The following is a 23,516-nucleotide window of genomic DNA, read 5'->3' on the forward strand; positions in this document are numbered from 1 at the left end:
GAGAGATGCCCGCCGTCAGCAACGTCCTGGTGGTCGGCGCCGGCCTCGCCGGTGCCGCCACCGCCATCCGCCTGGCCGAGGCCGGCGTCGCCGTCGACCTGGTCGAGATCCGGCCCGAGGTGAGCGCCCTCGGGTCGGGGATCACGCTGCAGGGCAACGCGCTGCGCGAGCTGCGCACCCTGGGCGTCTGGGAGCGGGTGTCCGCCGCCGGGTACGCCTTCGACGTCACCGGCATCCGGGCGCCCGACCCCGCCGGCACCGTCGTCGCGAAGATCCCCGACGCCCGGACCGGCGGCCCGGACCTGCCCGCCGTCATGGGGATGTCGCGCCCCGAGCTCGCCCGCATCCTCACCGACCGCGCCGCGGAGGTCGGCGTCAAGGTCCGGTTCGGGACGACGCACACCGAGCTGCGCCAGGACGCGACCGGCGTCGACGTCACCTTCGCCGACGGCTCGGCCGGCCGCTACGACCTCGTCGTCGGCGCGGACGGGCTGCGCTCCTGGACCCGCCGGGCGCTGGGCATCGAGCTGGAGACGACGCCGGTCGGCATGGGCATCTGGCGCGCGTTCGGCCCGCGCCCGGCGAGCGTCACGCGCACCGACCTGTACTACGGCGGGTCGTCGTTCATCGCCGGCTACTGCCCCACCGGCGAGGACTCGCTCTACGCCTACATCGTGGAGCCGGCCCAGGACCGCTCGACGCTGACGCCCGAGGAGCAGCTGGCCACGATGCGGGAGCTCGCCGCGGCCTACCACGGCCCCTGGGACGACGTCCGCGAGACGCTGACCGACCCGTCCCGGGTGAACTACACCTGGTTCGAGACCCACGTGCTGCCCGCGCCGTGGAACCGCGGCCGGGTGGTGCTCGTCGGCGACGCCGCGCACGCCTGCCCGCCCACCATCGCCCAGGGCGGCGCGCAGGCGCTCGAGGACGCCTACGCGCTCACCGACCTGCTGCTCACCCGGTCCGCGCTCGACCAGGACCTGTGGGACGCCTTCACCGCCCGCCGCTTCGAGCGCGCGACGACCGTCGTCGACGCGTCCAACCAGCTCGCCCAGTGGCAGCTCGACCACGTCCAGGGCGACATCCCGGGCCTGATGCGCTCCATCGCCCAGCTCGTCGCCCAGCCCGCCTGAACAGCCTTTATCGCGATAAAGGCTCTCCCCTCCCGGAGAGAGACATGACCCAGCGCCTGATCACCCACCTGCGGCACGTCGACCTCGCCGTGCCCGACCTGCGCACGCAGCAGGACTTCTTCACCCACACCTGGGGCCTCACGGCCGAGCACACCGACTCGGGCCTGACCTTCCTCGCCGCCGAGGGCAGCCCGGAGCAGTACGTCGTCCGGCTGCGTGAGGCCCCCGACAAGCGGATCGACCTCATCTCCTTCGGGGCGGAGGACCGGGCCGACGTCGACACCCTCGCCGGCACCCTGGCCCGCGACGGCGTGCGGCTGGTCCACGAGCCGCGCGACCTGCAGACCCCCGGCGGCGGCTACGGGTTCCGGTTCTTCGACAACGAGGGCCGCACCATCGAGGTCAGCTCCGACGTCGCCGTGCGGCAGCACCGCCGGATCGAGGAGGGCGAGTCGATCCCGGTGCGCCTGTCGCACGTGGTCGTCAACTCGGCCGACCCCGAGGGCACCCTCGCCTTCTACGAGAACTACCTGGCGTTCTCGCTGTCGGACACGCTCATGCACCCCCGGATGGGGAACATGATGTGGTTCCTGCGGACCAACGAGTGGCACCACTCGATGGCGATCGCCCGCGGCCCGCACGCGGCGCTGCACCACGCCTCGTTCGAGATGCGCGGCATCGACGAGTACATGCGCGGCACCGGCCGGCTGCTGCGCCAGGGCATCGAGAAGATCTGGGGCCCGGGCCGCCACATGGCCGGCAACAACTCGTTCTCCTACTTCCTCGACCCGCACGGCAACACCGTCGAGTACACGACCGAGCTCGAGACGATCGACGAGGACACCTGGCACCCGCACGTCTACGACTTCACCCAGCCCGAGGTCAGCGACCAGTGGGGCACCGCGAACCAGATGAACGAGTTCGTCGCCAAGAAATCGTTCAACGACCCCGACAAGGGGCTGTTCGTCGCTCCTCCGGTCTGATGCGGTTCGCCACCTGGGAGGACGGCGGCGTGGTCAGCGCCGGCGTCGTCGGCGAGCACGGGCTGCACGCCCTGCCAGCGGACGTCACCGTCCTGGACCTCGTGCGCGCCGGGCTGCCCGCGGCGCTCGACGCGGGGCTGGCGGCGCTGTCGGCGCCGGCGGTCCCGGTGTCGGAGGTGCGGCTGCTGCCCCCGCTGCAGGCCCCGACGGTGCGCGACTTCGTCGCGTTCGAGGAGCACGTCGAGGGGGTCCGCAAGGCCATCGACGGGCAGGCCGGCGTGGTCGAGGAGTGGTACCAGGCGCCGACGTTCTACTTCACCAACCCCTACGCGCTCGTCGGCGCGCACGACGACGTCGCGGTGCCCCCGGGCTCGCAGCGGTTCGACTTCGAGCTCGAGGTCGCCGTCGTCGTCGGGGAGGACGGCACCTCCCTCACCCCCGAGGAGGCCCGCGACCACGTGTTCGGCTACACGGTCCTCAACGACTGGTCCGCCCGCGACCTGCAGGCCCGCGAGATGCGGGTCAACCTCGGCCCGGCCAAGGGCAAGGACTCGGCCACCACGCTCGGCCCGTGGCTGGTCACCGCCGACGAGCTCGAGCCCTACCGCGACGCCGACGGCTTCCTGGCGCTGGACATGCGGGTGTCGGTGAACGACGTCGAGATCGGCCAGGACCTGCTGTCCAACATGGGCTGGCCGTTCGAGGAGCTCGTCGCCTACGCGTCGCGCGGCACCTGGGTCCGCGCCGGCGACGTCCTCGGCTCGGGCACCTGCGGCAACGGCGGGTGCCTCGCCGAGCTCTGGGGACGGCGCGGCGCGGCGGCCCCTCCCCCGCTGCGGCCCGGCGACGTCGTGGAGATGACCGTCGAGGGCATCGGGACCATCCGCAACCGGGTCGTCGCCGGGGTCGCCCTGCCGCCGGTCCGGGCCGCCCGGCCACGCCCGCGGACCCGCGAGCGTCCGGCATGAGCCTCGCGGGGCGGGTGGTCGTGGTGACCGGCGCGGCCCAGGGCCAGGGCGCAGCGGAGGCCCGGCTGCTGGCCGCCGAGGGCGCCGTCGTCGTGGCCACCGACGTGCAGGAGCAGGCCGCCGAGGACCTCGGCGGCGCCGCCTACCGGCGGCTCGACGTCACCGACGCCGCCGGCTGGGCCGCGCTGGCCGACGACCTGCAGAGCCGGCACGGCCGCGTGCACGGGCTGGTCGCCAACGCCGGCATCACCTGGCGGGCGCGGCTGGCCGACCTCGACCCCGCCGACCTCGCCCGCGTCACCGAGGTCAACGTCACCGGCACCCTGCTGGGCATCCAGGCGCTCACCCCGCTGATGACCGGCGGCGGGTCGATCGTCGTCGTCGGCTCGGTGGCCGCGCTGACCGGGCACTTCCCGGTCGCCTACACCGCGTCGAAGTGGGCGCTGCGCGGGCTGGCGAAGGCCGCCTGCCTGGAGCTCGGCCCGCGCGGCATCAGGGTCAACACGATCCACCCCGGCTACGTCGAGACGCCGATGACCGCCTCGGCGGCGCCGGCGTTCCGCGCCGCCAACGTCGCCGAGACCCCGCTCGGCCGCACCGGCACCGTCGAGGAGGTGGCGCCGCTGGTCGCCTTCCTCCTCGGCGACGGCGCCTCCTTCGTCACCGGCGCCGAGATCCCCGTCGACGGCGGGATGACCGCGCACGGCGGCGTGAAGTCGATCAGCGACGCCGTCCGTACCGCCTGAGAGGACCCCGCAGTGTTCGAGTACTTCCCCACCGGCCCGTACACCTGGAACCTCAGCGTGGTCGCCACGCTGAACTCCGGCGGGCTCATCGACGAGGTCGACCGCGCCTGCCGGCCGATCAAGGACGCCGCCGACGCCGGCGAGGACGCCGGCACGCCGGACTTCCTGCGCGCCTGGACCGCGCTGACCGACCAGCTCGTCGAGCAGGCCGAGGCGGCGGAGAAGGCCGGGCACACCCGCACCGCCGGGCAGCTGTGGTTCCGGGCGTCGAACTACCTCGCCCAGGCCGAGCGGATGCTCGCCCACTCCGACCCGAACCGGGTGCCCACCTACCGCCGGATGCTCGAGATCGCGCAGAAGGCCTTCGAGACGCACAGCCCGCGCGTCTCCCGGGTGGAGGTCCCCTACGAGGGGACGACGCTGCCGGCCTACTTCTCTGCCGCGCCGGCCGCCGACGACGGCCCGGTGCCGGTGGTCGTGCTGGTCAACGGGCTGGACTCGACCAAGGAGCACATGTACGCCTCGAACCACTGGGAGGAGCTGGCCGCCCGCGGCATCTCCTGCCTGATGCTCGACCAGCCCGGCACCGGCGAGGCGCTGCGGCTGCAGGGGCTCACCGCGCGGGTCGACACCGAGGCGTGGGGCGCGGCCGCCGTCGACTGGCTGGAGACCCGCGACGACGTCGACGCCTCCCGGATCGGGATCGTGGGCTGGTCGCTGGGCGGTTACTACGCCCCGCGCGCCGCGGCGTTCGAGAAGCGGTTCGCCCTCTGCGTGGCGTGGGGGGCCAACCACGACTGGGGCGCGGTGCAGCGGCGCCGGCGGCACCGCGAGGGCGAGCGGCCGGTGCCGCACTACTGGGAGCACGTGCTGTGGGTGTGGGGCCACACCGACCTCGACGAGTTCATCGAGTTCGCCGACGCGGTGAACCTCGAGGGCGTCGTCGAGAACATCACCGTGCCGTTCCTGGTCGCGCACGGCGCCAACGACCGGCAGATCCCGCTGGAGATGGCGCACCGCTCCCACGACCAGGCGGTCAACTCCCCCAAGCGGGAGCTGCGGGTGTTCACCCCCGAGGAGGGCGCCACCGAGCACATCGGCCTGGACCACCTGCCGTACGTGAGCACCTTCGTCGCCGACTGGGTGGCCGACACCTTCGCCGAGCTGGCCCGCGGCCGCGCCTGACCCCGCCCCGTGTCGACCTGGCGCGGTCTCCCGGACGCGGAGAGAGCACCAGGTCGACAACGGGCGCCGAGTGGTCACCTGACGTGGTCACCCCCGTGCCACGACCACGGCCGGTGACCACTCGCGGGGCCGGGTGCGCGGGTCAGCCCGCCAGCGGCAGGTCGAGGGTGTGCGCGGTGTGGTCCCGCTTGACGGCGAGGTAGCGGGCGTTGGCCGCCGACAGGTGGACGCCGGTGGGCACCCGCTCGGTCACCGCGACGCCGAGCAGCTCGAGCGCGGCGGCCTTGTCGGGGTTGTTCGACAGCAGCCGGACGCGGTCGGCGCCCACCGCCTGCAGCATCTGCGCGGCGGCGGTGTAGTCGCGCTCGTCCTCGCCGCGGCCCAGCGCCCGGTTGGCCTCGTAGGTGTCGAGGCCGGCGTCCTGCAGCGCGTAGGCGTCGAGCTTGGCGTACAGGCCGATGCCGCGGCCCTCCTGGCGCAGGTAGAGCAGGAACCCGCCGGCATCGGTGATCCGCTCGGCGGCCTCGCGCAGCTGCGGGCCGCAGTCGCAGCGCTCCGAGCCGAAGACGTCGCCGGTGAGGCACTCGCTGTGCGGGCGGACGAGCGGCGCCGCTCCCCCGGCGGCCGACCCGGCGAGCGCGGCGCGCCAGTCGCCCAGCCCGAGCAGCAGGTGCTCGCGGCCGTCGGCGAGCCCGTCGAAGGTCAGCACCTCCGCCGTCGTGGCGTACCCGTCGGCGAAGCGCAGCGGCACCGTCACGCGGGTGCGCACGGTGGCCGCGGGAGCCGGGGACACCACGTCGGCGTCGAGGGAGAGGGTCATCGCGACCTCCGATCACTTGTACCTACAAGTGACGACCCTAGCCCCAGGAAGTTGAACCTACAAGTGACCGGGTGGGACGATGTCGTCGTGGAACCCCGGTGGCTGAGCGAGGCGGAGATGACGGCGTGGGTGCGCCTGGTCGCCGTCGTCGAGCTGCTGCCGGGCGTCCTCGACGGCCAGCTGCGCCGCGACGCCGGGCTGACCCACTTCGACTACCACGTGCTCGCGATGCTGTCGGAGGCCCCGCGGCGGACCCTGCGCATGACCGAGCTGGCCACCCGCACCAACGCCACGCTGCCCCGGCTGTCCCACGTCGTGCGCCGGCTCGAGGACCGCGGGCTGGTCGAGCGGGCGCCGTGCCCCTCCGACGGCCGCGCCACCAACGCGCGCCTGACCGACGAGGGCTGGGCGACGGTCCGCGCCACGGCGCCCGGTCACGTGGCCACCGTCCGCGAGCACGTCGTCGACGCGCTCACCCCGGAGCAGGTCGGCCAGCTCGCCGAGATCGCCGGCGCGCTGCTCGAGCGGCTCGACCCGGAGGGCCGGCTGGCCGCCGGGCACGGCAGGCGCGCCACCGGCGGGTGAACCGGGCCGGGGAGCACCCGCCATGCTGGACCGGATGAGCACTCCCCTCGCCGTGCTGGTGCACGGCCTCTGGCACGGCGCCTGGTGCTGGGACGCCGTCCGCGCGGCGCTGGACGACCGCGGCGTCGACAGCGTGGCCGTGGAGCTGCCGCTCACCGACCTGCCGGCCGACACCGCGGCCGCGCGCGACGCGCTGGACGCCGCCGGCCGCCCCGCCGTCCTGGTCGGGCACTCCTACGGCGGCGCGGTGGTCACCGCCGCCGGCGCCCACCCGCTGGTGCGGGAGCTGGTCTACCTGGCGGCGTTCGCCCTCGACGAGGGCGAGTCGGTGAGCCGGACCCGGTTCGGCGACCTGCCCGACACCCGGCTCGGCGAGGCGATGGTCGTGTCCGGGGACGAGGTCGGCCTCGACCCCGCGCTCGGCCCGCGGCTGCTGTACGGGGACGCCGACCCGGACACCGCGTCGGCGTGCGCCGCCCGGCTGCGCCCGGTGGGCCGGGCGGTGTTCCGCGGGGTCCCGGAGGCGGTCGCGTGGCGGACCGTGCCGTCGACCTACGTCGTCTGCACCGCCGACGAGGTCGTCCACCCGGAGCGGCAGCGCGCCATGGCCGCCCGCGCCACCCGCACCGTGGCGTGGGCCTGCGGGCACAGCCCGCTCGTCACCCGCCCGGACGCCGTCGCCGACCTCGTCGCCGAGCGGGTGCGCACGGTCAGCTGACCGTGCGTCGCACCAGCTTCCGCACGCCGGCCAGCCACCGCTCCGGGTCGGCGGCCTTCTGCGCCCAGTAGGTGCCCACCTCGGGGTGCGGCAGGACCAGGAACCGCTCCTCGGCCAGCGCCTCGACCACCGACCGCGCGACGTCCTCGGCTGCGATGACCTCCCCCGAGGCGACCACGACCGACGCCGACGGGTTGCCCTGCTCCAGCGGGTCGAGCAGCAGCGGGGTCGCCACGCCGAGCGGGCAGACCACGCTGACACCGATGCCCCGGTCGCCGTAGGTCACCGCCAGCCACTCGGCCAGCGCGACCGCGCCGTGCTTGGTCACCGTGTACGGGGCGTCGCCCGGCGTGGTGAGCAGCCCCGCCGAGGAGGCCACGTTGAGCAGGTACCCCGAGCCGCGCTCGAGCATCGAGGGCAGCACCGCGCGGGCGGCGTACACGTGGGCGAGCACGTTGACGGCGAACACCCGCTGCCAGTCATCGGTGGCGACCTCGAGCCCGCCGCCGGCGAAGACGCCGGCGTTGGAGCAGAACAGGTCGATGCGGCCGTGCTCGGCCAGCGTCCGCTCGACCAGCGCCGTGACGGCGGCCTCGTCGCTGACGTCGGTGGTGTCGGCCGTCCCGCCGATCTCCCCGGCGACGCGCTCCGCGGCCGCGCCGTCGCGGTCGCTGACCACGAGGGCGGCCGCGCCCTCGGCGGCGAAACGGCGGGCCAGCGCGGCGCCGATGCCGCTGCCGGCCCCCGGTGACGACGGTGACGGCGTCCTGGAGCTGCATGCCTCCCTCCCTACCCCGGTCCGCCGCCGGCCGCGCGGCGGTCCTCGACGACACCGATGAGTCCCCGGCCGCCGGGCGGTCTGCCCTGCGGACAGACCGACGCGCCGCGGTGCCGCCGCGGCCCGACCGCGAGGAGATCCCGGTGCAGGCCACCCGCGTCCTGGCCCAGGCCACCGTCGCCGACCTCGACCGCGCCGAGCGCTGGTACGCCACGCTGTTCGGCCGTGCCCCCGACAGCCGTCCCATGGACGGCCTGCTCGAGTGGCACCTCACCGACTCCGGCGGCGTCCAGGTGTGGCGGGAGCCCGGGCGCAGCGGCCGGTCGACCGTGGTGCTCGAGGTCGCCGACTCCGACGTTGTCGCGCGCGACCTGACGGCCGCCGGGATCACGCACGACGGCCCGCAGCCCGGCGGGGGCAGCCGCGTCCTGCGGCTGGGCGACCCCGAGGGCAACCGGGTGGTCCTCGTCGGCGCGTGAGGATGCCGTCACCCGGCGACGCGGGTGGCGAAGCCGGTGTAGTCGACGACGAGGCCGTCGTCGTCGACGGTGAGCTTGAAGGCGCCGTGCGCGGCGTCCGCGTACTCCCACCGCCGCGGTCCCAGCCGGCGGTAGGTCTGGTCGACGCGGGTCACGCCGAGCGCCGGGACGTCGACCCACGCCACCGGCGAGGTCACCTGCCGACCGACCTCCAGCGCCGCGAGCCGCCGGATCGGGAAGGTGTTGGTCAGCGGGGTCGCGGCGACGTCGACGTCGACGCAGCCGTCGAGCTCCGGTGCGCGGGCGCCGTCGCGCCACCAGCGCCGGTCGCCGTCGGCCGTGAGCGTCAACCGCCGCTCCCCGGCGGCGGACACCGCGGTCACCTCGACCGCCCGGGTCGCCCAGGCGCCGTCGACCTCGACCCGGAACGCGCAGGCGAGCAGCGTCGGTCCGGCCAGCACCTCGGTGCCGTGGAGCAGCCAGCCGTCCCCGCGCCGCTCGACCCGGGCCAGGCTGTGCCCCTGCTCCTCGTCGCTGCGCCGCCACGCCACCACCCGGGGGTCCACGCCGCGCACGCTAGAGCCGCTCAGCCCTGCTCGCACCGGTCGAGGACGGCGGTGAGCACCAGCGTCGGCAGGCGGTGCGGACGCAGCCGGTCGAGCACGGTGTGGCCGGCGAGCGCGCCGCCGACCGCGACCGCGCTGCGCGACGTCGCGGCCGGTCTCTGGAAACGGAGCCGTCCGCCGGGGGTCGTGTGTGGCCGCGGGGACACGGGTAGTGCGCCGCCGAGTCGCACACCGCCGAGACGAGGGAGACCTGCGATGACCGTTCCCGACACGACCACCCGCGACGCCGCCACCGGCCCGCGCGACATCAAGTCGCACGAGTCGACGAGCTTCGCCGACCTCGGCAAGGAGATGTGGTCCTACCTCACCGGCAAGGGCGCGGCGATCAACTACGAGTTCGTCGACATGACCGTCGAGGTGCCGCGCGAGACCGGCCCGGACTCCCCGCGCGCCACCTGGAAGCTCAACGGCACGCTGCGCATCACCACCGCCGAGAACGCCAGCCGGGGATGACCCCGGAGGGCGACCCGGCGCTCGAGGTCTCCGCCGACCTGTCCCTCGAGGTCGACGGCCTCCCGCTGCGGGTGTGGGCGTCCGGGTCAGAGATCACCGCCGCCTCCCCCGACGTCCGGCGGCTGTTCTCCGCGGTGCGGGTGGCGGGCGGGGCGGCCACGCAGGGCCCGCCCGGCCGGGCGGAACTCGCCCGGGTGGCCGACACCCTGGCCGGCCGGGGGCTGACCGCGCGGCTCGACGGTCCCGGCGGCCGGGTGCTCAGCCTGGGCGCCGACGTCGACTCGGCGGCGGGCTCGGCGCTGCTCGGCACGCGGCACGCGCGGCTGCACCCGGCGGGCACGCTGCTCAGCGGCGGGCCGGCCGCGCCGGTCGCGGCGCTCGTCCTCGTGGCGGTGGTGCTGCTCGCCCGCCGTCGCCGGCGCTGAACTCTCCGGCCGGGCGGGCGTCTCACATCGAGACAGCCGGCCCGCTCGCCCCTCACAGGATGACGGTGGAGGACTCCGTCGAACCGAGGGGACGCCATGACAGATGCCGCGCGTGACACCGCATCCGGCGACGTCTTCCGCCTGGTGTACCGCAGCCGCAACCTGATCCCGGCCGAGGAGCGCAAGGAGGAGCTCGGCCGGCTGTTCAGCCAGGCGCGCCGGGACGACAAGGGCCGCGGGGTCACCGGCGCACTGCTGGTCCACGCCGACTGGTTCGTCCAGGTGCTCGAGGGCGAGGAGGCCACCGTACGGTCGCTCTACGCCACGATCGCGCGCGATCGGCGCCACGAGTTCGTGACGCTCCTCCACGGCCAGCGGGTCCCGAACCGGCGCTTCGCCCGCTGGGCGATGGCCCGGGTGTCCGACGACGGCGACCGGGACATCCCCCTGATCGCGCACACCGATGGCATCGCGCGCGCCGCCGGGCACCCGACGACCCCCGAGCAGGAGGAGGTGCTCGGGGTCGTGCGAGACGCCGTGCGGGCGGCCGCCGAGACGGTGTGACCCGCGGAGCCCGTGCCCGCGACACCGCCCCGGTCCCAGGCAGGGCGGGCTCAGGCGCTGCGGGCTCAGGCGGTGCGGGGGCCCTCCCACAGGTCGACGCCGGTGTCGACGGCGTGCCGGTCGATGCGGGCGAGCTCGTCGGCGGAGAAGTCGAGGCGGTCGAGGGCGGCGACGTTCTGCTCGAGCTGGGCGACGCTGCTGGCGCCGACGAGCACGCTGGTCACCCGCGGGTCGCGCAGCGCCCAGGCCAGCGCCATCTGGGCGAGGGACTGCCCGCGCTCCCGCGCCATCCCGTCCAGCTCCCGGATGCGGCCCAGCGCCTCCTCGGTGAGCAGGTCGGTCGACAGCGACTTGCCCTGGCTGGCGCGCGAGCCCTCGGGGATGCCGGACAGGTACTTGTCGGTGAGCATCCCCTGGGCCAGCGGTGAGAACGCGATGCAGCCGGCGCCGACCTCGGCGAGCGTGTCGAGCAGGCCCTCGGTCTCGATCCAGCGGTTGAGCATCGAGTAACTGGGCTGGTGGATGAGCAGGGGCGTGCCGAGATCGTCGAGGACAGCCGCGGCCCGCGCGGTGTCCTGCGGCGAGTACGACGAGATGCCGGCGTAGAGCGCCTTGCCCGACCGGACGGCGGTGTCGAGCGCGCCCATCGTCTCCTCCAGCGCCGTCGTGGGGTCGGGCCGGTGGGAGTAGAAGACGTCGACGTACTCGACACCCATCCGGCGCAGCGACTGGTCGAGGCTGGCGAGCAGGTACTTCCGCGAGCCGCCGCCCTGCCCGTAGGGGCCGGGCCACATGTCGTAGCCGGCCTTGGTGGAGAGCACCAGCTCGTCGCGGTAGGGGTGGAGGTCGTCGCGCAGGTGCCGGCCGAAGTTGGTCTCGGCGCTGCCGTAGGGCGGCCCGTAGTTGTTGGCCAGGTCGAAGTGGGTGATGCCCAGGTCGAAGGCCCTCCGCAGCACCGCGCGCTGCCGCTCCAGCGGGACGTCGTCGCCGAAGTTGTGCCACAGCCCGAGGCTGATCGCGGGGAGGTCCAGGCCGCTGCGGCCGGTGCGGCGGTAGGTCATGGAGTCGTAGCGGTCCTGCGCTGCGGTGTGGGCCATGGCCGCTGTCCTGCCCGGCGCGCGAGGACCCGAACCGGGGAGCCGCCGAGCTGCGACCGCGCTGCGTAGGCGATCGGACGCCGGCCGGTGACGCTGCGCCGGGGTCGCCGCCCAGCGGTGCGCGGAGCCGCGCTGCGGCGGGCCGGCGGCGAGGAGGATGCGCGGCCGCGGGGGTCACGTCCACCCGACCTGGAGGGAGGGGCGCGATGCCCTTCTTCGACGGCTCCCGCGGCCGCATCCACCACACCGCGTGGCTCCCCGACGGCGAGGTGCGCGCCGTCGTCGTCTTCTGCCACGGCGGCTTCGGCGAGCACGTGGGCCTGTACGAGCCCCTCGGCCGGCGGCTGGCCGCCGACGGCATCGCCGTGCACGCCCTGGACGCCATCGGCCACGGCCGCAGCGACGGCGAGCGCGACCTCATGGTCTCGTGGGACGACTACGTCGACGACGCCCGGACCCTGGCCGGCATCGCCCAGGCCGAGCACCCCGGCCGCCCGCTGGTGCTGATGGGGCACTCCGGCGGCGGGGTGGCCGCCTTGCTGCTGGCCCAGCGGTCCCCCGACCTGGCGCAGGCCCTGGTGGTCTCCGCGCCACCGGCCCAGTGCCTGCCCTGGGTCGAGGCCCTGATGGCCGCGGAGGCCGAGGACGTCGAGGACCCCGACCCCAGCCGGATGTTCAGCACCCACCCCGAGTACCTGGACCGGCTGCTGCACGACCCGCTGGTGCACCGCGGGCCCGTCCCCCGGCAGACGATGGTGGCGATCGAGGCCGCCTGGCCCGAGGTGGAGGCGGGGGTCGCCGCGGGGCAGCCGTCGATCCCGACGCTGTTCCTGCACGGCGAGTCGGACCCGATGGTGCCGGTCGAGCACTCGCGCGCGCTGGTCGCGCGGTTGCCCCGGGCCACGCTGCGCACGTTCCCCGGCGACCTGCACGACGTCCTCAACGAGCACGACCGGGAGACCGTGCACGACGTCGTCGCCGCGTTCGTGCTCGCCCAGGTCCGCCCCGCCGTCCGGGCCTGAGCGGACGGTCGCGCCCGGTCGCGGAGTGTGCCCAGCCCGTCAGAACGGCGGTGGGTCGTCGACCGGGTCGGCGGATGGCGGGAGTGGCCTGGTGTCGTCCGGTGGTGGGTCGGGTGCTGCCGGGGGTGGTCGCACCCCGGGTGGGCGGGTCGTTCTCGTGATGCCGGAGGGTGTGGTGACGGTGAGGGTCCCGTCGGGGTGCAGGTGGAAGCGCCAGCCGCGGGCGAAGGTCTTGAGCCGGTGGTGGGAGCGGCACAGGCAGCACAGGTTGGCGCAGTCGGTGACCCCGCCGTCGGCGTGGGGGAGGACATGGTCGGCGTCGGCCCAGCCGACCCGCTGCCCGCAGGTGGGGAACCGGCAGGTGCGGTCGCGGGTGCGCACGAACGCCTGCTGCGCCGCGGTGGGGGTGTAGCGGTCGACCGGGTCGGGCCGGTCGAGCACCGGGCATCCGCAGTCCGGCTCGTCGGGGTGGGCGGGGCAGCCGCGGGCGGCCAGCCGGCGCAGCCGGTCCAGCGTGCCGGTGGCGCGCAGCGTGCCGTCGGCGTCGGTCAGCGCCACCGTCACCGACCCGCCGTCGGGCGCCCGCACGCCGAGCGCGTCCAACTCGGCCAGCAGCCCGCGCAGGTGGGTGGCGGTGATGGGCAGCCCGTTGACCTCCCCGGCCTCCGCCGAGTGGCCGGCCAGCGCGGCGAGGCCGGCGATGATGGTCAGGTGCGCGGTCACCGCCGGACGGGCGGCCTCCCACGGGCGCTGGAGCAGGTCGGCGAGCACCGCGCAGCGCAGCTCGCCGATCGGCCGGGGGTCGCCGTCGGCCTTGAGCATCCCGGCGAGTGAGTCGACCAGCGCGTGGCAGGCGGCGGCCACCTCGGCAGGTAGCTCGGCGGCCAGCGTGGCCATGCCCTCCAACGGGGAGGGATCCACCCGCACGTCCGCCCGGCGCCGCGCCTGCTCCTTCCGCTGTCCGACGGCGTCGGCGTCCAGGTCGAGCAGCAGCGCCAGCGCCCGCTGCTTGAGCCGGCCCACCGTCCACTGCCCGGCCTCCGGGAGCAGCGCCGCCTCGATCCGCCGGGCGATCCCCGCCGGGGCGTGTTCGAGCACATCCACCAGCGCCTTGGCGCGGGTCTCGTCCAGCTCACCGGCGGCCAGCGCCGCCCAGGTGGCGGGCAGCTTCTCCCGGTAGGTCCAGGCGCGGTGGGCCAGGTGGTTGGCGGTGCCGCGGCCGCAGTTGAGCACCAGCGCCAGCTCGGCGGTGAAGAACTCCGACACCCCCGGCAGCTCGGTGTCGGGCTTCCACGACCGCGCACCCGGCGTGCCCGGCGGCGGATCGTCGTCATCGGGAGAGTCGTCGGCCAGGCCCAGGACCAGCTCCGCCTCGTAGGCCGCCGTCATCGCCTTGAGTGCGGCGACCCGCTGCAGCTCGGCGGCCTTCTGCTCCCGCGACAACAGGGACACCGGTAGCCGGCGGAACGGCGCGGGCGTCGCGATCACCGCATCGAGCAACGCCTGCTCCACCGGCGACCGGTGCTCCACGACCTCCACGACAGCGAACCTACGGCCGGGGTACGACAGAACCCGCAGCTCAGAGCGGCAATGGGTCGCCGTGCACACGCACTCGTCAGGCGGTGGGCGTCCCCCGCAGGTCGACCTCGGCCGCAGCGACCGTGCCGGCGGTGCGCCCGGGCGCACCCGAGAAGCCCCAGTACAGGTTGGTGTGCGCGACGACCTGCTCGGGCGGCGGCGCGCCCCACTGCGTCTTGTCGCCGCAGGTGTGCGCGTCCCCGACCAGCAGCGCGTCGTAGCCGCGGACCACCGCGCCGTGCAGCGTAGCGCGGATGCAGGCGTCGGTCTCCGCGCCGGTGACCACGAGCCGGCCGACGCCGAGCCCGGCCAGCACCTGCTCGAGGTCGGTGCCCTCGAACGAGTCGCCGTAGTGCTTCTCGATCCGCGGCTCGGCCTCGGCCGGGGCGAGCTCGGGGACGATCCGCCACTCGTCGCTGTCGCGCGCCAGCTCCTCGTCGTCGTGCTGCACCCACACGACCGGGACCCGCTCACCGCGCGCCCGGTCGACCAGCCCGGCGATCGTGGCGACGACCTCGTCGCGCGCGTGGGCTCCGCCGACGACGCCGTTCTGCACGTCGACGACGAGCAGCGCGCTGTGGGGCCTGTCCTGCAACGTGGTCATGCCGTCCCCTCGGGTCGTCCGCCGGTCGGGTCACCCTGGCACGGCCCACCGACGATCGCGGCGTCAGCGCACGGTGTACGGCCCGGTCGGCTCCGCGTGGTAGCCCTTCGCGCCGACGGTCCGGGCCAGCTCGCTGCGCGGCGGGCGCCCGGCGGCGAGCAGGTCGAGGGCGGCGCGGAAGTCGTACTCCGGCGTCCAGCCGAGGTCGGCGCGGGCGGCGGCGTTGACGTACACCCGGTCGATCGAGGGGAACAGCCGCCAGCCCAGCCGCTCGTACAGGGCCGGCGCGTCGGGGAAGAGGCGGGCGACGACGGCCGGGGCGTCGGTGCGCAGCCCGGCGAGGTCCTCGCGGAGGAACGGCGTGGTGGCGCTGACGACGTAGCGGCCGAACCCGAGCGCCGGTGCCCGGTCGAGTGCGGCGCGGTGGGCGGAGACCACGTCGGCGAGGTCCACGCGCCGGTGCAGCAGCTCGTTGACCTTGACGTTGTCGTCGTCGTACGCGCGGCGGACGTCGTCGGCGTCGTCGCCCTCGGGGAAGAACCGGGAGGTGCGCAGCACGACCACGGGCAGGCCGGTGTCGCGGGCGAGCAGCTCGCAGAGGTCCTCGGCAGCGACCTTGGTGGCGCCGTAGACGTTGCGCACCCGCGGGGCCACCACCTCGGTGACCCACGCGGCGGGCTCCCCCGGCGCCGGGGTCAGCGCGCGACCGAAGGCCGAGGTCGTGCTGGTGACCACGACCCGGCCGACGCCGGCGGCCACCGCCTCCTCCAGCACGGTGAGCGTGCCCGTGACGTTGGTGTCGACGAACGCCTGGCGGTCGTGCGTGCCGACGTGCGGCTTGTGCAGCGTGGCGGTGTGCAGCACGGCCTCGACGCCGGCCAGCGCGGCGCGGACCGCGCCCCGGTCACCGACCGAGGCGACGGCGTCGGTCCACGGCGAGGGCAGCAGGTCCAGGCCGACGACGTCGTCGCCGGCGGCGCGCAGCACGCGGACCAGCGCCTCACCGAGGTGTCCCGAGCTGCCGGTGACCAGGACGCGCACGGCCCCACCCTGGCACGGCCGCGCAGCGGGACCCCGCCCGCGGGATCACCGCGCGGCGACCCGCCCCCTCGCCGGAGGATCCGCCACGGCGTGCGGGCCCGTCGACAGCAGCGCCGCACGGGCGGCGAGGACGGCGGAGCGCTCGGCCAGCGCGGCGGCCCGGCGCGCCAGCTCCCGGGCGTGCGCCCGGCGCCGCGCCGCGGCGACCCGGCGGTGGTGCAGCACCGAGCGCCGCAGCTCCGCCGACCGGTCCTCGTGCAGCGCCGCGCTCAGCCAGTCGGTCACCGCGCGCCCCCGCCGGCGGGGACGAGGGCCGGGCCGGGCAGGGCCGCCGCCGACCCGACGACGTGGTCGACCAGCCCGTACTCGACGGCCTGCTCCGCGGTGAACCACCGGTCGCGGTCGGAGTCGCGCTCGATCCGCTCCACGGTCTGCCCGGTGTGCCGCGCCTGCAGCTCGTTCACCTCGCGCTTGAGGCGGCGCAGCATGTCGGCCTGGACGGCGATGTCGGACTGCGTGCCCCCGACGCCGGCCGAGGGCTGGTGGACGAGGATCCGGGTGCGCGGCAGGGCGTACCGCTTGCCCGGCGTGCCGGCCGTCAGCAGGAACTGGCCCATCGAGGCCGCCATGCCGAACGCGTAGGTGGCGACGTCGCAGGCGATGAACTGCATCGTGTCGTACACGGCCATCCCCGCGGTGACCGAGCCACCGGGTGAGTTGACGTAGAGGTGCACGTCCCGGGTGGGGTCGTCGGCCGCCAGCAGCAGCATCCGCGCGCACAGCTGGTTGGCGACGTCGTCGTCGACCTGGCTGCCCAGGACGACGATGCGCTCCTGCAGCAGCCGGTCGAGGACGGCGTCCTGCAGCGAGCCGTGGCCGTTCGTCGTCATCGTTCTCAGACCTCCTGGGGACCGCCGGGACCGGACGGTCGCAGTCAATCGGGAGATCCGCGGAAATGCGCAGCGAAATGGCACCATTACGCTTTCCGCGCATTTCTTGCGCCGATGGCGAAATGGTGTCGACGGCGCCGCGTCGGCATCACCAGGGCAGGCGGCGGCCGTCCCGGAGGAAGTCGCCGGTGGTGCCCCCGGGCGGCAGGTCGACCGCCCGCAGGATGCTGGCGGCCGCGTCGTCCGCCGACCGTCCGCCGGTGCCGCGGTCGTCGGTCGCCACCCAGCCGGGGCAGACGGAGTTCACCGCGATGCCCTCGCGCCCGAGCTCGGCGGCCAGCATGCGGGTCAGGGCGTTGAGGGCGGCCTTCGAGACGCGGAACGCGGGCGCTCCCCCGCCCATGTTGACCAGCGACGCGGCCTCCGCGGACACGTTGACCACCCGTCCGGCGGAGCTCCGCCGCAGCAGGGGGAGGAAGGCCTGCGTGGTCCGCCAGGCGCCCAGCACGTTGGCCTCCCACGCCCGCTGGACCTGCTCGAGGTCCGCCGCGGCGGCGGTGCCGCGCACGTCACGGGGCGCCGCGGCGTTGTTCACGAGGGCGTCGACCCGGCCGTGGCAGCGGCGCACCTCCTCGGCGGCCCGGGTGCAGCTGGACGGGTCGGTCACGTCGAGCCGGACGACGTCGAGGCGGACGCCGTCGCGCGCCCCGAGCTCCCGGGCCGCGGTCAGCCCGCGGCGCAGGTCGCGCACGGCCATGACGGGGGTGTCACCGCGGAGCGCGAGCCGGCGCACGAGCTCGAACCCGATGCCGCGGTTGGCGCCGGTCACCACGACCACCGCCGGCGGCACCCGGGACGCTGCCGGAGGCCGTGCGGCCACGGTGGGTCGTCCCTGCACGTGACCCTCCACTCGTCGCGGTCGGTCACCGCCGACCGTCCTCCGTCAGTGCAGGACCTGCAGAACTGTCGGTCCAATGCCGGGCGTGATAGCACCCCCTCATGGACGTGCACCTGCGGGACCTCCGGTACTTCCTCGCGGTGGCCGACGAGCTGCACTTCACCCGCGCCGCCCAGCGGTTGTTCGTCTCCCAGCCCGCGCTGAGCCGGCAGATCCAGGTGCTCGAGCAGCACGTCCGCGCGCCGCTGTTCGCCCGCGGGCCGCGCGGGGTCACCCTGACCACCGCCGGCCGGGCCCTGGTCCCCTACGCCCGGGCGACGGTCGCGACGTGGGACGAGGCCCAGCACGCCGTCGCCGAGGCGGTCGCCGCCGCGAGCCGGACGATCACGGTCGGGATGTCGGTGGGCGTGGGCCGCGGCCTGATCCCGGCCGCGGTCGAGGCGTTCGAGCAGCGCCACCCGGGCTTCACCGTCCAGTTCCAGCAGACGACGTTCGACGACCGCACCGCCGGCCTGACCTCGGGCGCCGCCGACCTCGCGTTCTGCTGGCTGCCCCTGCCCGAGGACAGCGGGCTGGCCCACCGGGTGCTCGTCCGGGAGGAGCGGCACCTGGCGCTGCCCGCCGCCCACCCCCTCACCGAGCGGGCCGAGCTCACGATGGCCGACCTCTACGACGAGCCGTTCCTCGCGCTGCCCGAGTCGACGGGCAGCCTGCGGGACTACTGGCTGGCGGTCGAGGCCCGCGACGGCCACCCCGTGCGGATCGGCGCGGTGGTGCACGGCCCCGAGGAGACGGTGGAGGCCCTCGGCCGGGGCCTGGGCGTCGCGCTGATCAGCGCCGGCAACGCGGCGATCTACCGCCGTCCCGAGTACGTGGTCCGTCCGGTGCGCGGGCTGCCGCCCGGTGAGCTGGCCATCGCGTGGCGCGACGGCGACCCCCGGCCGGCCGTCCATGACTTCGTGGCCGCCTGCGTGGAGGCCGCGGGGTCGACGCCCGGCGCGGGAGTGCCCGGCCCCCCGACCGCCGCGGCCGGGTGAGTCCGACCGCCCGACCGGGTCACCAGGGGATCGGCCGGCCGTCGCGGAAGAAGCCGCCGCTGGGCCCGTCGTCGCCGACGTCGACGGCGAACAGCACGCTGGCCGCGCCGTCGGCCACCGGGCGGCCGCCCGCGCCGCCCATGTCGGTGGCCACCCAGCCCGGGCAGACGGCGTTGACCAGGACGCGACGGCGGCGCAGGTCGGCGGCCAGCTTCACGGTGAGCATGTCGAGGGCGGCCTTGGACACGGAGTAGGCCGGCGCCCCGCCGGCGCCGTCGGTCTCCCCGAAGGACCCGGCGCCGCTGGAGACGTTGACCAGGCGGCCCCCCGGCCGAAGCAGCGGGGCCAGCGCCACCGCCATCCGCCAGGCGCCCACGACGTTGACCGCCAGCGCCTCGGCGACCACGCCGAGGTCGGCGTCGACCGCGGTCTGCCAGGTGTCGTAGTGGACGGCGGCGTTGTTGACGAGCACGTCGACGCCGCCGTGCTCGATCCGCAGCCAGGACACCAGCGCCTCCACGCTGGCCGGGTCGGCGACGTCGAGCTGCCGGACGACGACCGGACCGGTCATGCCACGGGCGGCGTCCCGGCCGCGCGCCTCGTCACGGGACCCGAGGACGGTGGTCACCCCGCGGGCGGCGAGCCGGGCCACCACCTCCCGGCCGATCCCCCGGTTGGCGCCGGTGACGACCGCGACGCCGCTGGTCCTCACCGCGCACCCGCCACGCGGTCGGGGGCCAGGGCGGCCAGCGCCGCCGTCCAGTCCACGGCCCCCGCCGCCGGGTCGTCGAACACCTCGAAGGTGACCGGCGCGCCGGGTGGGCGCAGCAGCAGGTGCACGCACGCCGCCGCCACGGTGTCTCGGCTGGTCTCCCCGTCACCGGTGTCGCCCTGCTCGAGCCGGACGCCGGTGGCGGGCCGGTCGGTGAGCCAGCCGGGCCGCACGACGGCGTGGTCGGCGCCGCTGGCCCGCAGTGCCTGCTCACCGCGCCACCGGGCCTCGGTCACGTGCGCCATCGCCGGGTACGCCTGCGGGCGGGTGACGTAGATCTGGCTCACCAGCACGACCCGGGTCCCCCGGTCCGCCGCGGCGGCGGCGAGGGCGGCCACGCCGCGGTGCATGACCGCCTCGGCGCCGTCGGCGTCGTAGGGCGGTTCGACCGACACCGCGACCCCGCCGACCCCCTCCAGGGCCGCCGGCCACGTGGCGGGGTCGGCGAGGTCTCCGACGGTCGTCCCCACCCCGGCGACCGGCCGCGGCCGGCGGCTGAGGACCGTCACGGGCTGCCCGGCGGCGAGCAGCCCCTGGACGACCCGCCGGCCGGTGCGCCCCGAGCCGCCGACGACGAGCAGGGTGCTCACAGGTGCTCGGCGAAGTGGGCGCCGGCCAGGGAGACGGCGCGGTCGACGTGGGCGTCGCCGTCGTAGAAGTCGAACTGGGTGCCGTCGTCCCAGTACTGGTCGATCGTCCCGGCCACCGACGCGGCGAACCGGTGCGCGCCCTGCGGGATGGCGGCGTCCTCGCTGTGCACGAGCAGCACCGGCTGCCGCACCCGCGGGGCCAGGGAGATCGGGTCGTAGGTGAGCCACCCAGGCCAGGCCATGACGGCGAAGCGGTTGCTCCAGGCGGGTACCCCTCCCCGCAGCGGGTCCTGGTAGAAGTCGATGTCGAACGGCATCGCGGTCAGCGGGTCGCCGACACCGACCGCCGGCACGTAGGTCACCTCGCCGGTCGCCTCGTGGTGGCTGCGCGCCCGGGCACCGGCGGCCATCCGCATCGCGACGCCCTCGGCGCCGCCGTAGGTGTCCGCCACGACCTCCGCGTCGTGCAACCAGGGGGCCACCAGGGCCAGCGCCCGTACCCGCGGGTCGGCCACGGCGTTGCTGACCGTGTACCCCGCCGAGGCACAGACCCCGAGCGCACCGATCCGCCCCGGGTCGACGACGTCGGTGCGGCCGGCCAGGTAGCCCACCGCGTCACCGATGTCGCGGGCCTTGAGCCCCGGTGACTCGTAGTCGCGCAGCGCTCCCCCGCTGGTGCCGTAACCGGTGTGGTCGAAGGCCAGCGCGGCGTGACCGCGGGCGGCCAGCCGGGCGGCGTACCGGTCGGCCATCTGCTCCCGGACGCTGGTCCAGGTGCCGGTGACCACCACACCGGGCAGCGGACCGCTGACCCCCGCCGGCCGGTAGAGCACCCCGGCCAGCGGGGTGCCGTGGGCGGGGAAGACGACGGCCTCGGCCGTCACGCCGTCGGCGCGGCGGCGCCGCTCGTCGCGGACCCGGGCCGGCGCGGTCGCCGTCCGCACGGGCATCGGCGGTGCAGCGGTCATGTCGCTCTCCACGGCGGGGCGGGACGACGGAGCGAGGGGCCCGGCCGGCGGGGGCTCCGGCCGGGCGCGTCCACGGTGACGCGGGGGAGGGCGGGAGGCCAATACCGAAGCCGATCACGTCCCGCTATCGCCCCTCCCGGACGTGCCCGGCGGTCGCCGGGCGGACGCGGCGGTCTCCGTTGACCCGGGTGCCCGCCGGCGGGAGCCTCGCCCCGCGCGGGGGCCGAGCACAGCGAGGACGAACGCGATGAGCACCACGCAGCGACCGACGACCACCCCGGCCGGGGGGATCCCGTCCGCCCGCAGGTCCGAGGAGGCGCCGCCGCGGTCCGACCCGCTGGCCGACCTCGCCGCCTTCCCGCTGCTGGAGGCGCTCTACGGGCGGCGCTCCCGGCGTTTCGCGCTGGGCGACGAGATCCCGGACGGCCCGCTCGCATACCGGTCCCGGCACGACCCGGTCCCGCTCACCGACCTCGAGCGGATGCTGGTCGTCAGCGCGGCGGGCGGCACGACGGGCTGGCACTACTCGATCACCCGCAACGCCCGGTACGCGCCGCACGCCGCGAACTACGCCGGAGGAGCGGCCGGGCGGACCTTCCCGTCGGCGGCCGGCTTCCACACCGCGGAGCTGTTCTTCACCGACGACTCCGGCGTCTGGTTCTTCCCGACCCGGGACGCGGGAGCGCTGGTCGACCCCGCCACCGAGGAGGTCACGCCGCGGCTGATGGTCGAGCGGCACCGCGACCGGGTGCGGCGGCTCTCCGACCGCCGGCTCCACCTGCCGGCCGAGGAGCCCTACATGGAGGGCCACAACACCTGGTGCGTCAACGTGCCGGGATCGCTGCTGGTCATCCCGGTGGCCGACATCGCCCAGCACATGATCGCGATCCTCTGTTTCCTCGCACAGAACGGGTACAGCGTCAGCGACGACGTCCACCGCCGCCGGATCCCGGGCGTCGAGGCCTTCGCCGACCTGGTCGACGTCGAGGAGCCCCTGCCGCTGACCTTCGTCGAGCAGTACGCCCTGACCGAGGCGACCGCGGAGCTGGCGACGAGCTGCTACGCGGGCGCGCTCGTGCTGCAGGCGATGGGCCTCGGCGGCTGGATGTTCGACGGGATCGACCGGTTCACCGTGCTCGGCGCGTCGGGGAACCCCGAGGTCCCGGGGCTGGGGTTCCGCTACGACGAGGACGAGCGCTGGTCGACGCCGAACCCGACCGGCCTGCCCGGGGTGTTCGAGGCGTTCTGCCCGCCGCACCACGCCGACATGGCCGCCGCGGTCGACGCGTTCGTGGTGCGCAAGTTCGGCCCGGGCGGGCCGTTCCACCGCGACACCCCGGGCGCGTGGACCGACAGCCCCGGCTTCCGCGGGAGCGCGCAGGTGCACGACGAGCGCTTCCGGGCGCTGATCGCCCTGCAGGCGCAGTACGTGTTCGACACGTTCGGCAAGTTCCCGGGGACGGTGCCGACCCTGTTCATCCTCAACTACCTGCAGGCCCACCACCTGGACCTGGAGTTCTACGACCGGTTCTTCACCGCGAACGCGTACCTGCGCACGCACGCCGAGCACATGGACCGGTGGCACGCCGAGGAGGGCTGACCGTGGGCGGGTACGTGGCCGGCAACGGCCTGGACATCTGGACCGAGCAGGCCGGCGCGGGACCCGACGTCCTGCTCGTCTGCGGCGCCGGGGACACCGTCGAGGCGTGGCAGGCGCAGCTCGACAGGCTGGCCGGCCGCTACCGGCTGACGGCCTTCGACAACCGGGGCGCCGGCCGCACCGCGATGCCGGACGAGCCGGTCACCATCGAGGCGATGGCGGACGACGCCGCCGCGGTGCTGGACGGGCTCGGGATCGCCGCCGCGCACGTGGTGGGCTACTCCGGCGGCAGCATCGCCGTCCAGGAGCTCGCGCTGCGCCACCCCCACCGGGTGCGCAGCCTCGTCCTGCAGAGCACCTGGGCCGCGATGGACCCCTACTACCGGTCCTGGGTGCGCTTCGTGCAGTGGCTGGTCGAGGCCGCCCCGAGCGAGCGGGCGTTCCTCGAGGGGTTCTTCCTCGACATCTACACACCCCGGGCGTACGCGGACGGCACGGTCGCCGCGCTGGTCGACGACGCGCTGGCGTTCCCGCACAAGCAGTCGGCGCGGGACCTGCAGCGCTACCTCGACCCGCTGCCCGACCACGACACGACCGCCCGGCTCCCGCAGATCGCGGTGCCGACGCTGGTCCTCGCCGGCGGCGTCGACCCCGGTGCGCGTCCGGCGCTGGGCCGGGTGGTGGCCGACGCCATCCCCGGCGCCCGCTTCGAGGTGTGGGAGACCGAGTCGCACCAGCCGTTCCAGGAGGTGCCCGAGCGCTGGAACGCCCGGGTCGACGCCTTCTGGCAGGAGGTCGAGGCCGGGCCGGTGCCGCTCCCCCGCCGGCAGCAGGCGCAGCCGGGGGCGGCTGCCTCGACGACGGCGCAGGGCTGAGCAGCTCCGGTTTCCACAGGCGTGAAAGTGCCGCGCACGGAACCGGTGACGGGGACCGGGGGGCTGCGCCACCATGTG

Annotated in this window: 29 protein-coding genes; 15 read left to right on the forward strand and 14 right to left on the reverse strand. The window is 75.4% G+C overall.

All coding sequences use genetic code 11. The features are described from left to right. Positions 1-5: 5 nt before the first annotated feature. From ACI79V_RS17375 to ACI79V_RS17395, 5 genes are read left to right on the forward strand one after another with little or no spacing between them, the layout of a single operon-like run. Entirely contained in the window at positions 6-1,136 is a 1,131-nt protein-coding gene (locus ACI79V_RS17375; RefSeq protein WP_456891174.1) for an FAD-dependent monooxygenase, read from the forward strand. Positions 1,137-1,180: 44 nt separating this feature from the next. After that, complete coding sequence (locus ACI79V_RS17380; RefSeq protein ID WP_456891176.1) at positions 1,181-2,119, forward strand: VOC family protein; 939 nt, start codon at positions 1,181-1,183, stop codon at positions 2,117-2,119. Further along, complete coding sequence (locus ACI79V_RS17385; RefSeq protein WP_456891177.1) at positions 2,119-3,087, forward strand: fumarylacetoacetate hydrolase family protein; 969 nt, start codon at positions 2,119-2,121, stop codon at positions 3,085-3,087. Before ACI79V_RS17380 ends, ACI79V_RS17385 begins: the two co-directional genes overlap by 1 nt. Next, positions 3,084-3,833: an SDR family NAD(P)-dependent oxidoreductase gene (locus ACI79V_RS17390; protein WP_456891179.1), complete on the forward strand. Its 750-nt coding sequence runs from the start codon at positions 3,084-3,086 to the stop codon at positions 3,831-3,833. The genes ACI79V_RS17385 and ACI79V_RS17390 overlap by 4 nt, the downstream gene beginning before the upstream one ends. Before the next feature lie 12 nt (positions 3,834-3,845). Continuing rightward, positions 3,846-5,018, forward strand: coding sequence for an alpha/beta hydrolase family protein (locus ACI79V_RS17395; protein WP_456891181.1), 1,173 nt, complete (start codon positions 3,846-3,848; stop codon positions 5,016-5,018). Between the two features lie 142 nt (positions 5,019-5,160). Here ACI79V_RS17395 and ACI79V_RS17400 read toward each other — a convergent pair whose 3' ends face one another. Further along, complete coding sequence (locus ACI79V_RS17400; protein WP_456891183.1) at positions 5,161-5,838, reverse strand: GTP cyclohydrolase II; 678 nt, start codon at positions 5,836-5,838, stop codon at positions 5,161-5,163. 87 nt (positions 5,839-5,925) lie between these two features. Here ACI79V_RS17400 and ACI79V_RS17405 point away from each other — a divergent pair, with 87 nt between their 5' ends. After that, positions 5,926-6,423 carry a MarR family winged helix-turn-helix transcriptional regulator gene (locus ACI79V_RS17405; RefSeq protein ID WP_456891185.1) on the forward strand — a complete coding sequence of 166 codons (498 nt, stop codon included), beginning with the start codon at positions 5,926-5,928 and terminating at the stop codon, positions 6,421-6,423. Between the two features lie 34 nt (positions 6,424-6,457). Next, positions 6,458-7,141, forward strand: coding sequence for an alpha/beta fold hydrolase (locus tag ACI79V_RS17410; RefSeq protein WP_456891187.1), 684 nt, complete (start codon positions 6,458-6,460; stop codon positions 7,139-7,141). Here the strand turns inward: ACI79V_RS17410 and ACI79V_RS17415 are convergent. After that, complete coding sequence (locus tag ACI79V_RS17415; protein WP_456891267.1) at positions 7,134-8,015, reverse strand: SDR family oxidoreductase; 882 nt, start codon at positions 8,013-8,015, stop codon at positions 7,134-7,136. The genes ACI79V_RS17410 and ACI79V_RS17415 overlap by 8 nt on opposite strands. A gap of 47 nt (positions 8,016-8,062) precedes the next feature. On the opposite strand from ACI79V_RS17415, the gene ACI79V_RS17420 reads away from it, so the two are divergent. After that, positions 8,063-8,398: a VOC family protein gene (locus ACI79V_RS17420; RefSeq protein ID WP_456891189.1), complete on the forward strand. Its 336-nt coding sequence runs from the start codon at positions 8,063-8,065 to the stop codon at positions 8,396-8,398. A gap of 8 nt (positions 8,399-8,406) precedes the next feature. On the opposite strand, the gene ACI79V_RS17425 is transcribed toward ACI79V_RS17420, so the two are convergent. Then, positions 8,407-8,964 (reverse strand): putative glycolipid-binding domain-containing protein, encoded by a 558-nt coding sequence (locus ACI79V_RS17425; RefSeq protein WP_456891190.1) that lies wholly within the window; start codon positions 8,962-8,964, stop codon positions 8,407-8,409. A 20-nt stretch (positions 8,965-8,984) separates the two neighbouring features. Continuing rightward, complete coding sequence (locus ACI79V_RS17430; protein WP_456891192.1) at positions 8,985-9,170, reverse strand: hypothetical protein; 186 nt, start codon at positions 9,168-9,170, stop codon at positions 8,985-8,987. 49 nt (positions 9,171-9,219) lie between these two features. Between ACI79V_RS17430 and ACI79V_RS17435 the strand changes: the two genes are divergently transcribed. From ACI79V_RS17435 to ACI79V_RS17445, 3 genes are all read left to right on the forward strand, one after another. Then, positions 9,220-9,477: a hypothetical protein gene (locus ACI79V_RS17435; RefSeq protein ID WP_456875986.1), complete on the forward strand. Its 258-nt coding sequence runs from the start codon at positions 9,220-9,222 to the stop codon at positions 9,475-9,477. Continuing rightward, entirely contained in the window at positions 9,474-9,902 is a 429-nt protein-coding gene (locus tag ACI79V_RS17440) for a hypothetical protein (protein ID WP_456891193.1), read from the forward strand. Before ACI79V_RS17435 ends, ACI79V_RS17440 begins: the two co-directional genes overlap by 4 nt. 96 nt (positions 9,903-9,998) lie before the next feature. Beyond that, positions 9,999-10,466: a BLUF domain-containing protein gene (locus ACI79V_RS17445; protein WP_456891195.1), complete on the forward strand. Its 468-nt coding sequence runs from the start codon at positions 9,999-10,001 to the stop codon at positions 10,464-10,466. 65 nt (positions 10,467-10,531) lie between these two features. Here the strand turns inward: ACI79V_RS17445 and mgrA are convergent, their stop codons facing one another. Further along, complete coding sequence (gene mgrA / locus ACI79V_RS17450) at positions 10,532-11,563, reverse strand: L-glyceraldehyde 3-phosphate reductase (protein WP_456891197.1); 1,032 nt, start codon at positions 11,561-11,563, stop codon at positions 10,532-10,534. Between the two features lie 206 nt (positions 11,564-11,769). Between mgrA and ACI79V_RS17455 the strand changes: the two genes are divergently transcribed. Continuing rightward, the gene (locus ACI79V_RS17455; protein WP_456891199.1) at positions 11,770-12,585 is read left to right on the forward strand and encodes an alpha/beta hydrolase; all 816 of its coding nucleotides are present in this window, start codon (positions 11,770-11,772) and stop codon (positions 12,583-12,585) included. Between the two features lie 39 nt (positions 12,586-12,624). On the opposite strand, the gene ACI79V_RS17460 is transcribed toward ACI79V_RS17455, so the two are convergent. The 6 genes from ACI79V_RS17460 to ACI79V_RS17485 all read right to left on the reverse strand — a co-directional run bounded on the left by ACI79V_RS17460 (position 12,625) and on the right by ACI79V_RS17485 (position 17,578). Next, positions 12,625-14,124 (reverse strand): DUF222 domain-containing protein, encoded by a 1,500-nt coding sequence (locus ACI79V_RS17460; protein WP_456891201.1) that lies wholly within the window; start codon positions 14,122-14,124, stop codon positions 12,625-12,627. Positions 14,125-14,200: 76 nt separating this feature from the next. Next, positions 14,201-14,767, reverse strand: a complete 567-nt coding sequence (locus ACI79V_RS17465) for an isochorismatase family protein (protein WP_456891203.1) — start codon at positions 14,765-14,767, stop codon at positions 14,201-14,203. A 63-nt stretch (positions 14,768-14,830) separates the two neighbouring features. Continuing rightward, complete coding sequence (locus tag ACI79V_RS17470) at positions 14,831-15,808, reverse strand: NAD-dependent epimerase/dehydratase family protein (protein WP_456891205.1); 978 nt, start codon at positions 15,806-15,808, stop codon at positions 14,831-14,833. Between the two features lie 45 nt (positions 15,809-15,853). Then, entirely contained in the window at positions 15,854-16,093 is a 240-nt protein-coding gene (locus ACI79V_RS17475) for a hypothetical protein (protein WP_456891207.1), read from the reverse strand. Next, positions 16,090-16,698, reverse strand: coding sequence for a ClpP family protease (locus ACI79V_RS17480; RefSeq protein ID WP_456891209.1), 609 nt, complete (start codon positions 16,696-16,698; stop codon positions 16,090-16,092). The genes ACI79V_RS17475 and ACI79V_RS17480 overlap by 4 nt, the downstream gene beginning before the upstream one ends. A gap of 148 nt (positions 16,699-16,846) precedes the next feature. Then, a complete protein-coding gene (locus ACI79V_RS17485) occupies positions 16,847-17,578 on the reverse strand; it encodes an SDR family NAD(P)-dependent oxidoreductase (protein WP_456891211.1) in 732 nt (243 codons plus the stop codon). A 119-nt stretch (positions 17,579-17,697) separates the two neighbouring features. Between ACI79V_RS17485 and ACI79V_RS17490 the strand changes: the two genes are divergently transcribed. After that, positions 17,698-18,633, forward strand: coding sequence for a LysR family transcriptional regulator (locus ACI79V_RS17490; protein ID WP_456891213.1), 936 nt, complete (start codon positions 17,698-17,700; stop codon positions 18,631-18,633). Between the two features lie 19 nt (positions 18,634-18,652). Here the strand turns inward: ACI79V_RS17490 and ACI79V_RS17495 are convergent, their stop codons facing one another. From ACI79V_RS17495 to ACI79V_RS17505, 3 genes are read right to left on the reverse strand one after another with little or no spacing between them, the layout of a single operon-like run. After that, a complete protein-coding gene (locus ACI79V_RS17495; protein ID WP_456891216.1) occupies positions 18,653-19,345 on the reverse strand; it encodes an SDR family NAD(P)-dependent oxidoreductase in 693 nt (230 codons plus the stop codon). After that, a complete protein-coding gene (locus ACI79V_RS17500; protein ID WP_456891218.1) occupies positions 19,342-19,995 on the reverse strand; it encodes an SDR family oxidoreductase in 654 nt (217 codons plus the stop codon). The genes ACI79V_RS17495 and ACI79V_RS17500 overlap by 4 nt, the downstream gene beginning before the upstream one ends. Further along, on the reverse strand, positions 19,992-20,963 hold the full coding sequence (locus ACI79V_RS17505; RefSeq protein ID WP_456891221.1) for an alpha/beta hydrolase: 972 nt from the start codon (positions 20,961-20,963) through the stop codon (positions 19,992-19,994). The genes ACI79V_RS17500 and ACI79V_RS17505 overlap by 4 nt, the downstream gene beginning before the upstream one ends. A gap of 247 nt (positions 20,964-21,210) precedes the next feature. Between ACI79V_RS17505 and ACI79V_RS17510 the strand changes: the two genes are divergently transcribed. Beyond that, positions 21,211-22,563 carry a hypothetical protein gene (locus ACI79V_RS17510; protein ID WP_456891223.1) on the forward strand — a complete coding sequence of 451 codons (1,353 nt, stop codon included), beginning with the start codon at positions 21,211-21,213 and terminating at the stop codon, positions 22,561-22,563. 2 nt (positions 22,564-22,565) lie between these two features. Further along, positions 22,566-23,438, forward strand: coding sequence for an alpha/beta fold hydrolase (locus ACI79V_RS17515; protein ID WP_456891225.1), 873 nt, complete (start codon positions 22,566-22,568; stop codon positions 23,436-23,438). Positions 23,439-23,516 lie beyond the last annotated feature (78 nt).

Source organism: Geodermatophilus sp. SYSU D00700 (assembly GCF_054050255.1).

Bases quoted from the DNA above. Each gene is read 5' to 3' on its own strand.
- ACI79V_RS17375 (WP_456891174.1), top strand. From the start codon at position 6: ATGCCCGCCGTCAGCAACGTCCTGGTGGTCGGCGCCGGCCTCGCCGGT.
- ACI79V_RS17380 (WP_456891176.1), top strand. From the start codon at position 1,181: ATGACCCAGCGCCTGATCACCCACCTGCGGCACGTCGACCTCGCCGTG.
- ACI79V_RS17385 (WP_456891177.1), top strand. From the start codon at position 2,119: ATGCGGTTCGCCACCTGGGAGGACGGCGGCGTGGTCAGCGCCGGCGTC.
- ACI79V_RS17390 (WP_456891179.1), top strand. From the start codon at position 3,084: ATGAGCCTCGCGGGGCGGGTGGTCGTGGTGACCGGCGCGGCCCAGGGC.
- ACI79V_RS17400 (WP_456891183.1), bottom strand. From the start codon at position 5,838: ATGACCCTCTCCCTCGACGCCGACGTGGTGTCCCCGGCTCCCGCGGCC.
- ACI79V_RS17410 (WP_456891187.1), top strand. From the start codon at position 6,458: ATGAGCACTCCCCTCGCCGTGCTGGTGCACGGCCTCTGGCACGGCGCC.
- ACI79V_RS17435 (WP_456875986.1), top strand. From the start codon at position 9,220: ATGACCGTTCCCGACACGACCACCCGCGACGCCGCCACCGGCCCGCGC.
- ACI79V_RS17440 (WP_456891193.1), top strand. From the start codon at position 9,474: ATGACCCCGGAGGGCGACCCGGCGCTCGAGGTCTCCGCCGACCTGTCC.
- ACI79V_RS17445 (WP_456891195.1), top strand. From the start codon at position 9,999: ATGACAGATGCCGCGCGTGACACCGCATCCGGCGACGTCTTCCGCCTG.
- mgrA (WP_456891197.1), bottom strand. From the start codon at position 11,563: ATGGCCCACACCGCAGCGCAGGACCGCTACGACTCCATGACCTACCGC.
- ACI79V_RS17455 (WP_456891199.1), top strand. From the start codon at position 11,770: ATGCCCTTCTTCGACGGCTCCCGCGGCCGCATCCACCACACCGCGTGG.
- ACI79V_RS17465 (WP_456891203.1), bottom strand. From the start codon at position 14,767: ATGACCACGTTGCAGGACAGGCCCCACAGCGCGCTGCTCGTCGTCGAC.
- ACI79V_RS17480 (WP_456891209.1), bottom strand. From the start codon at position 16,698: ATGACGACGAACGGCCACGGCTCGCTGCAGGACGCCGTCCTCGACCGG.
- ACI79V_RS17490 (WP_456891213.1), top strand. From the start codon at position 17,698: ATGGACGTGCACCTGCGGGACCTCCGGTACTTCCTCGCGGTGGCCGAC.
- ACI79V_RS17505 (WP_456891221.1), bottom strand. From the start codon at position 20,963: ATGACCGCTGCACCGCCGATGCCCGTGCGGACGGCGACCGCGCCGGCC.
- ACI79V_RS17510 (WP_456891223.1), top strand. From the start codon at position 21,211: ATGAGCACCACGCAGCGACCGACGACCACCCCGGCCGGGGGGATCCCG.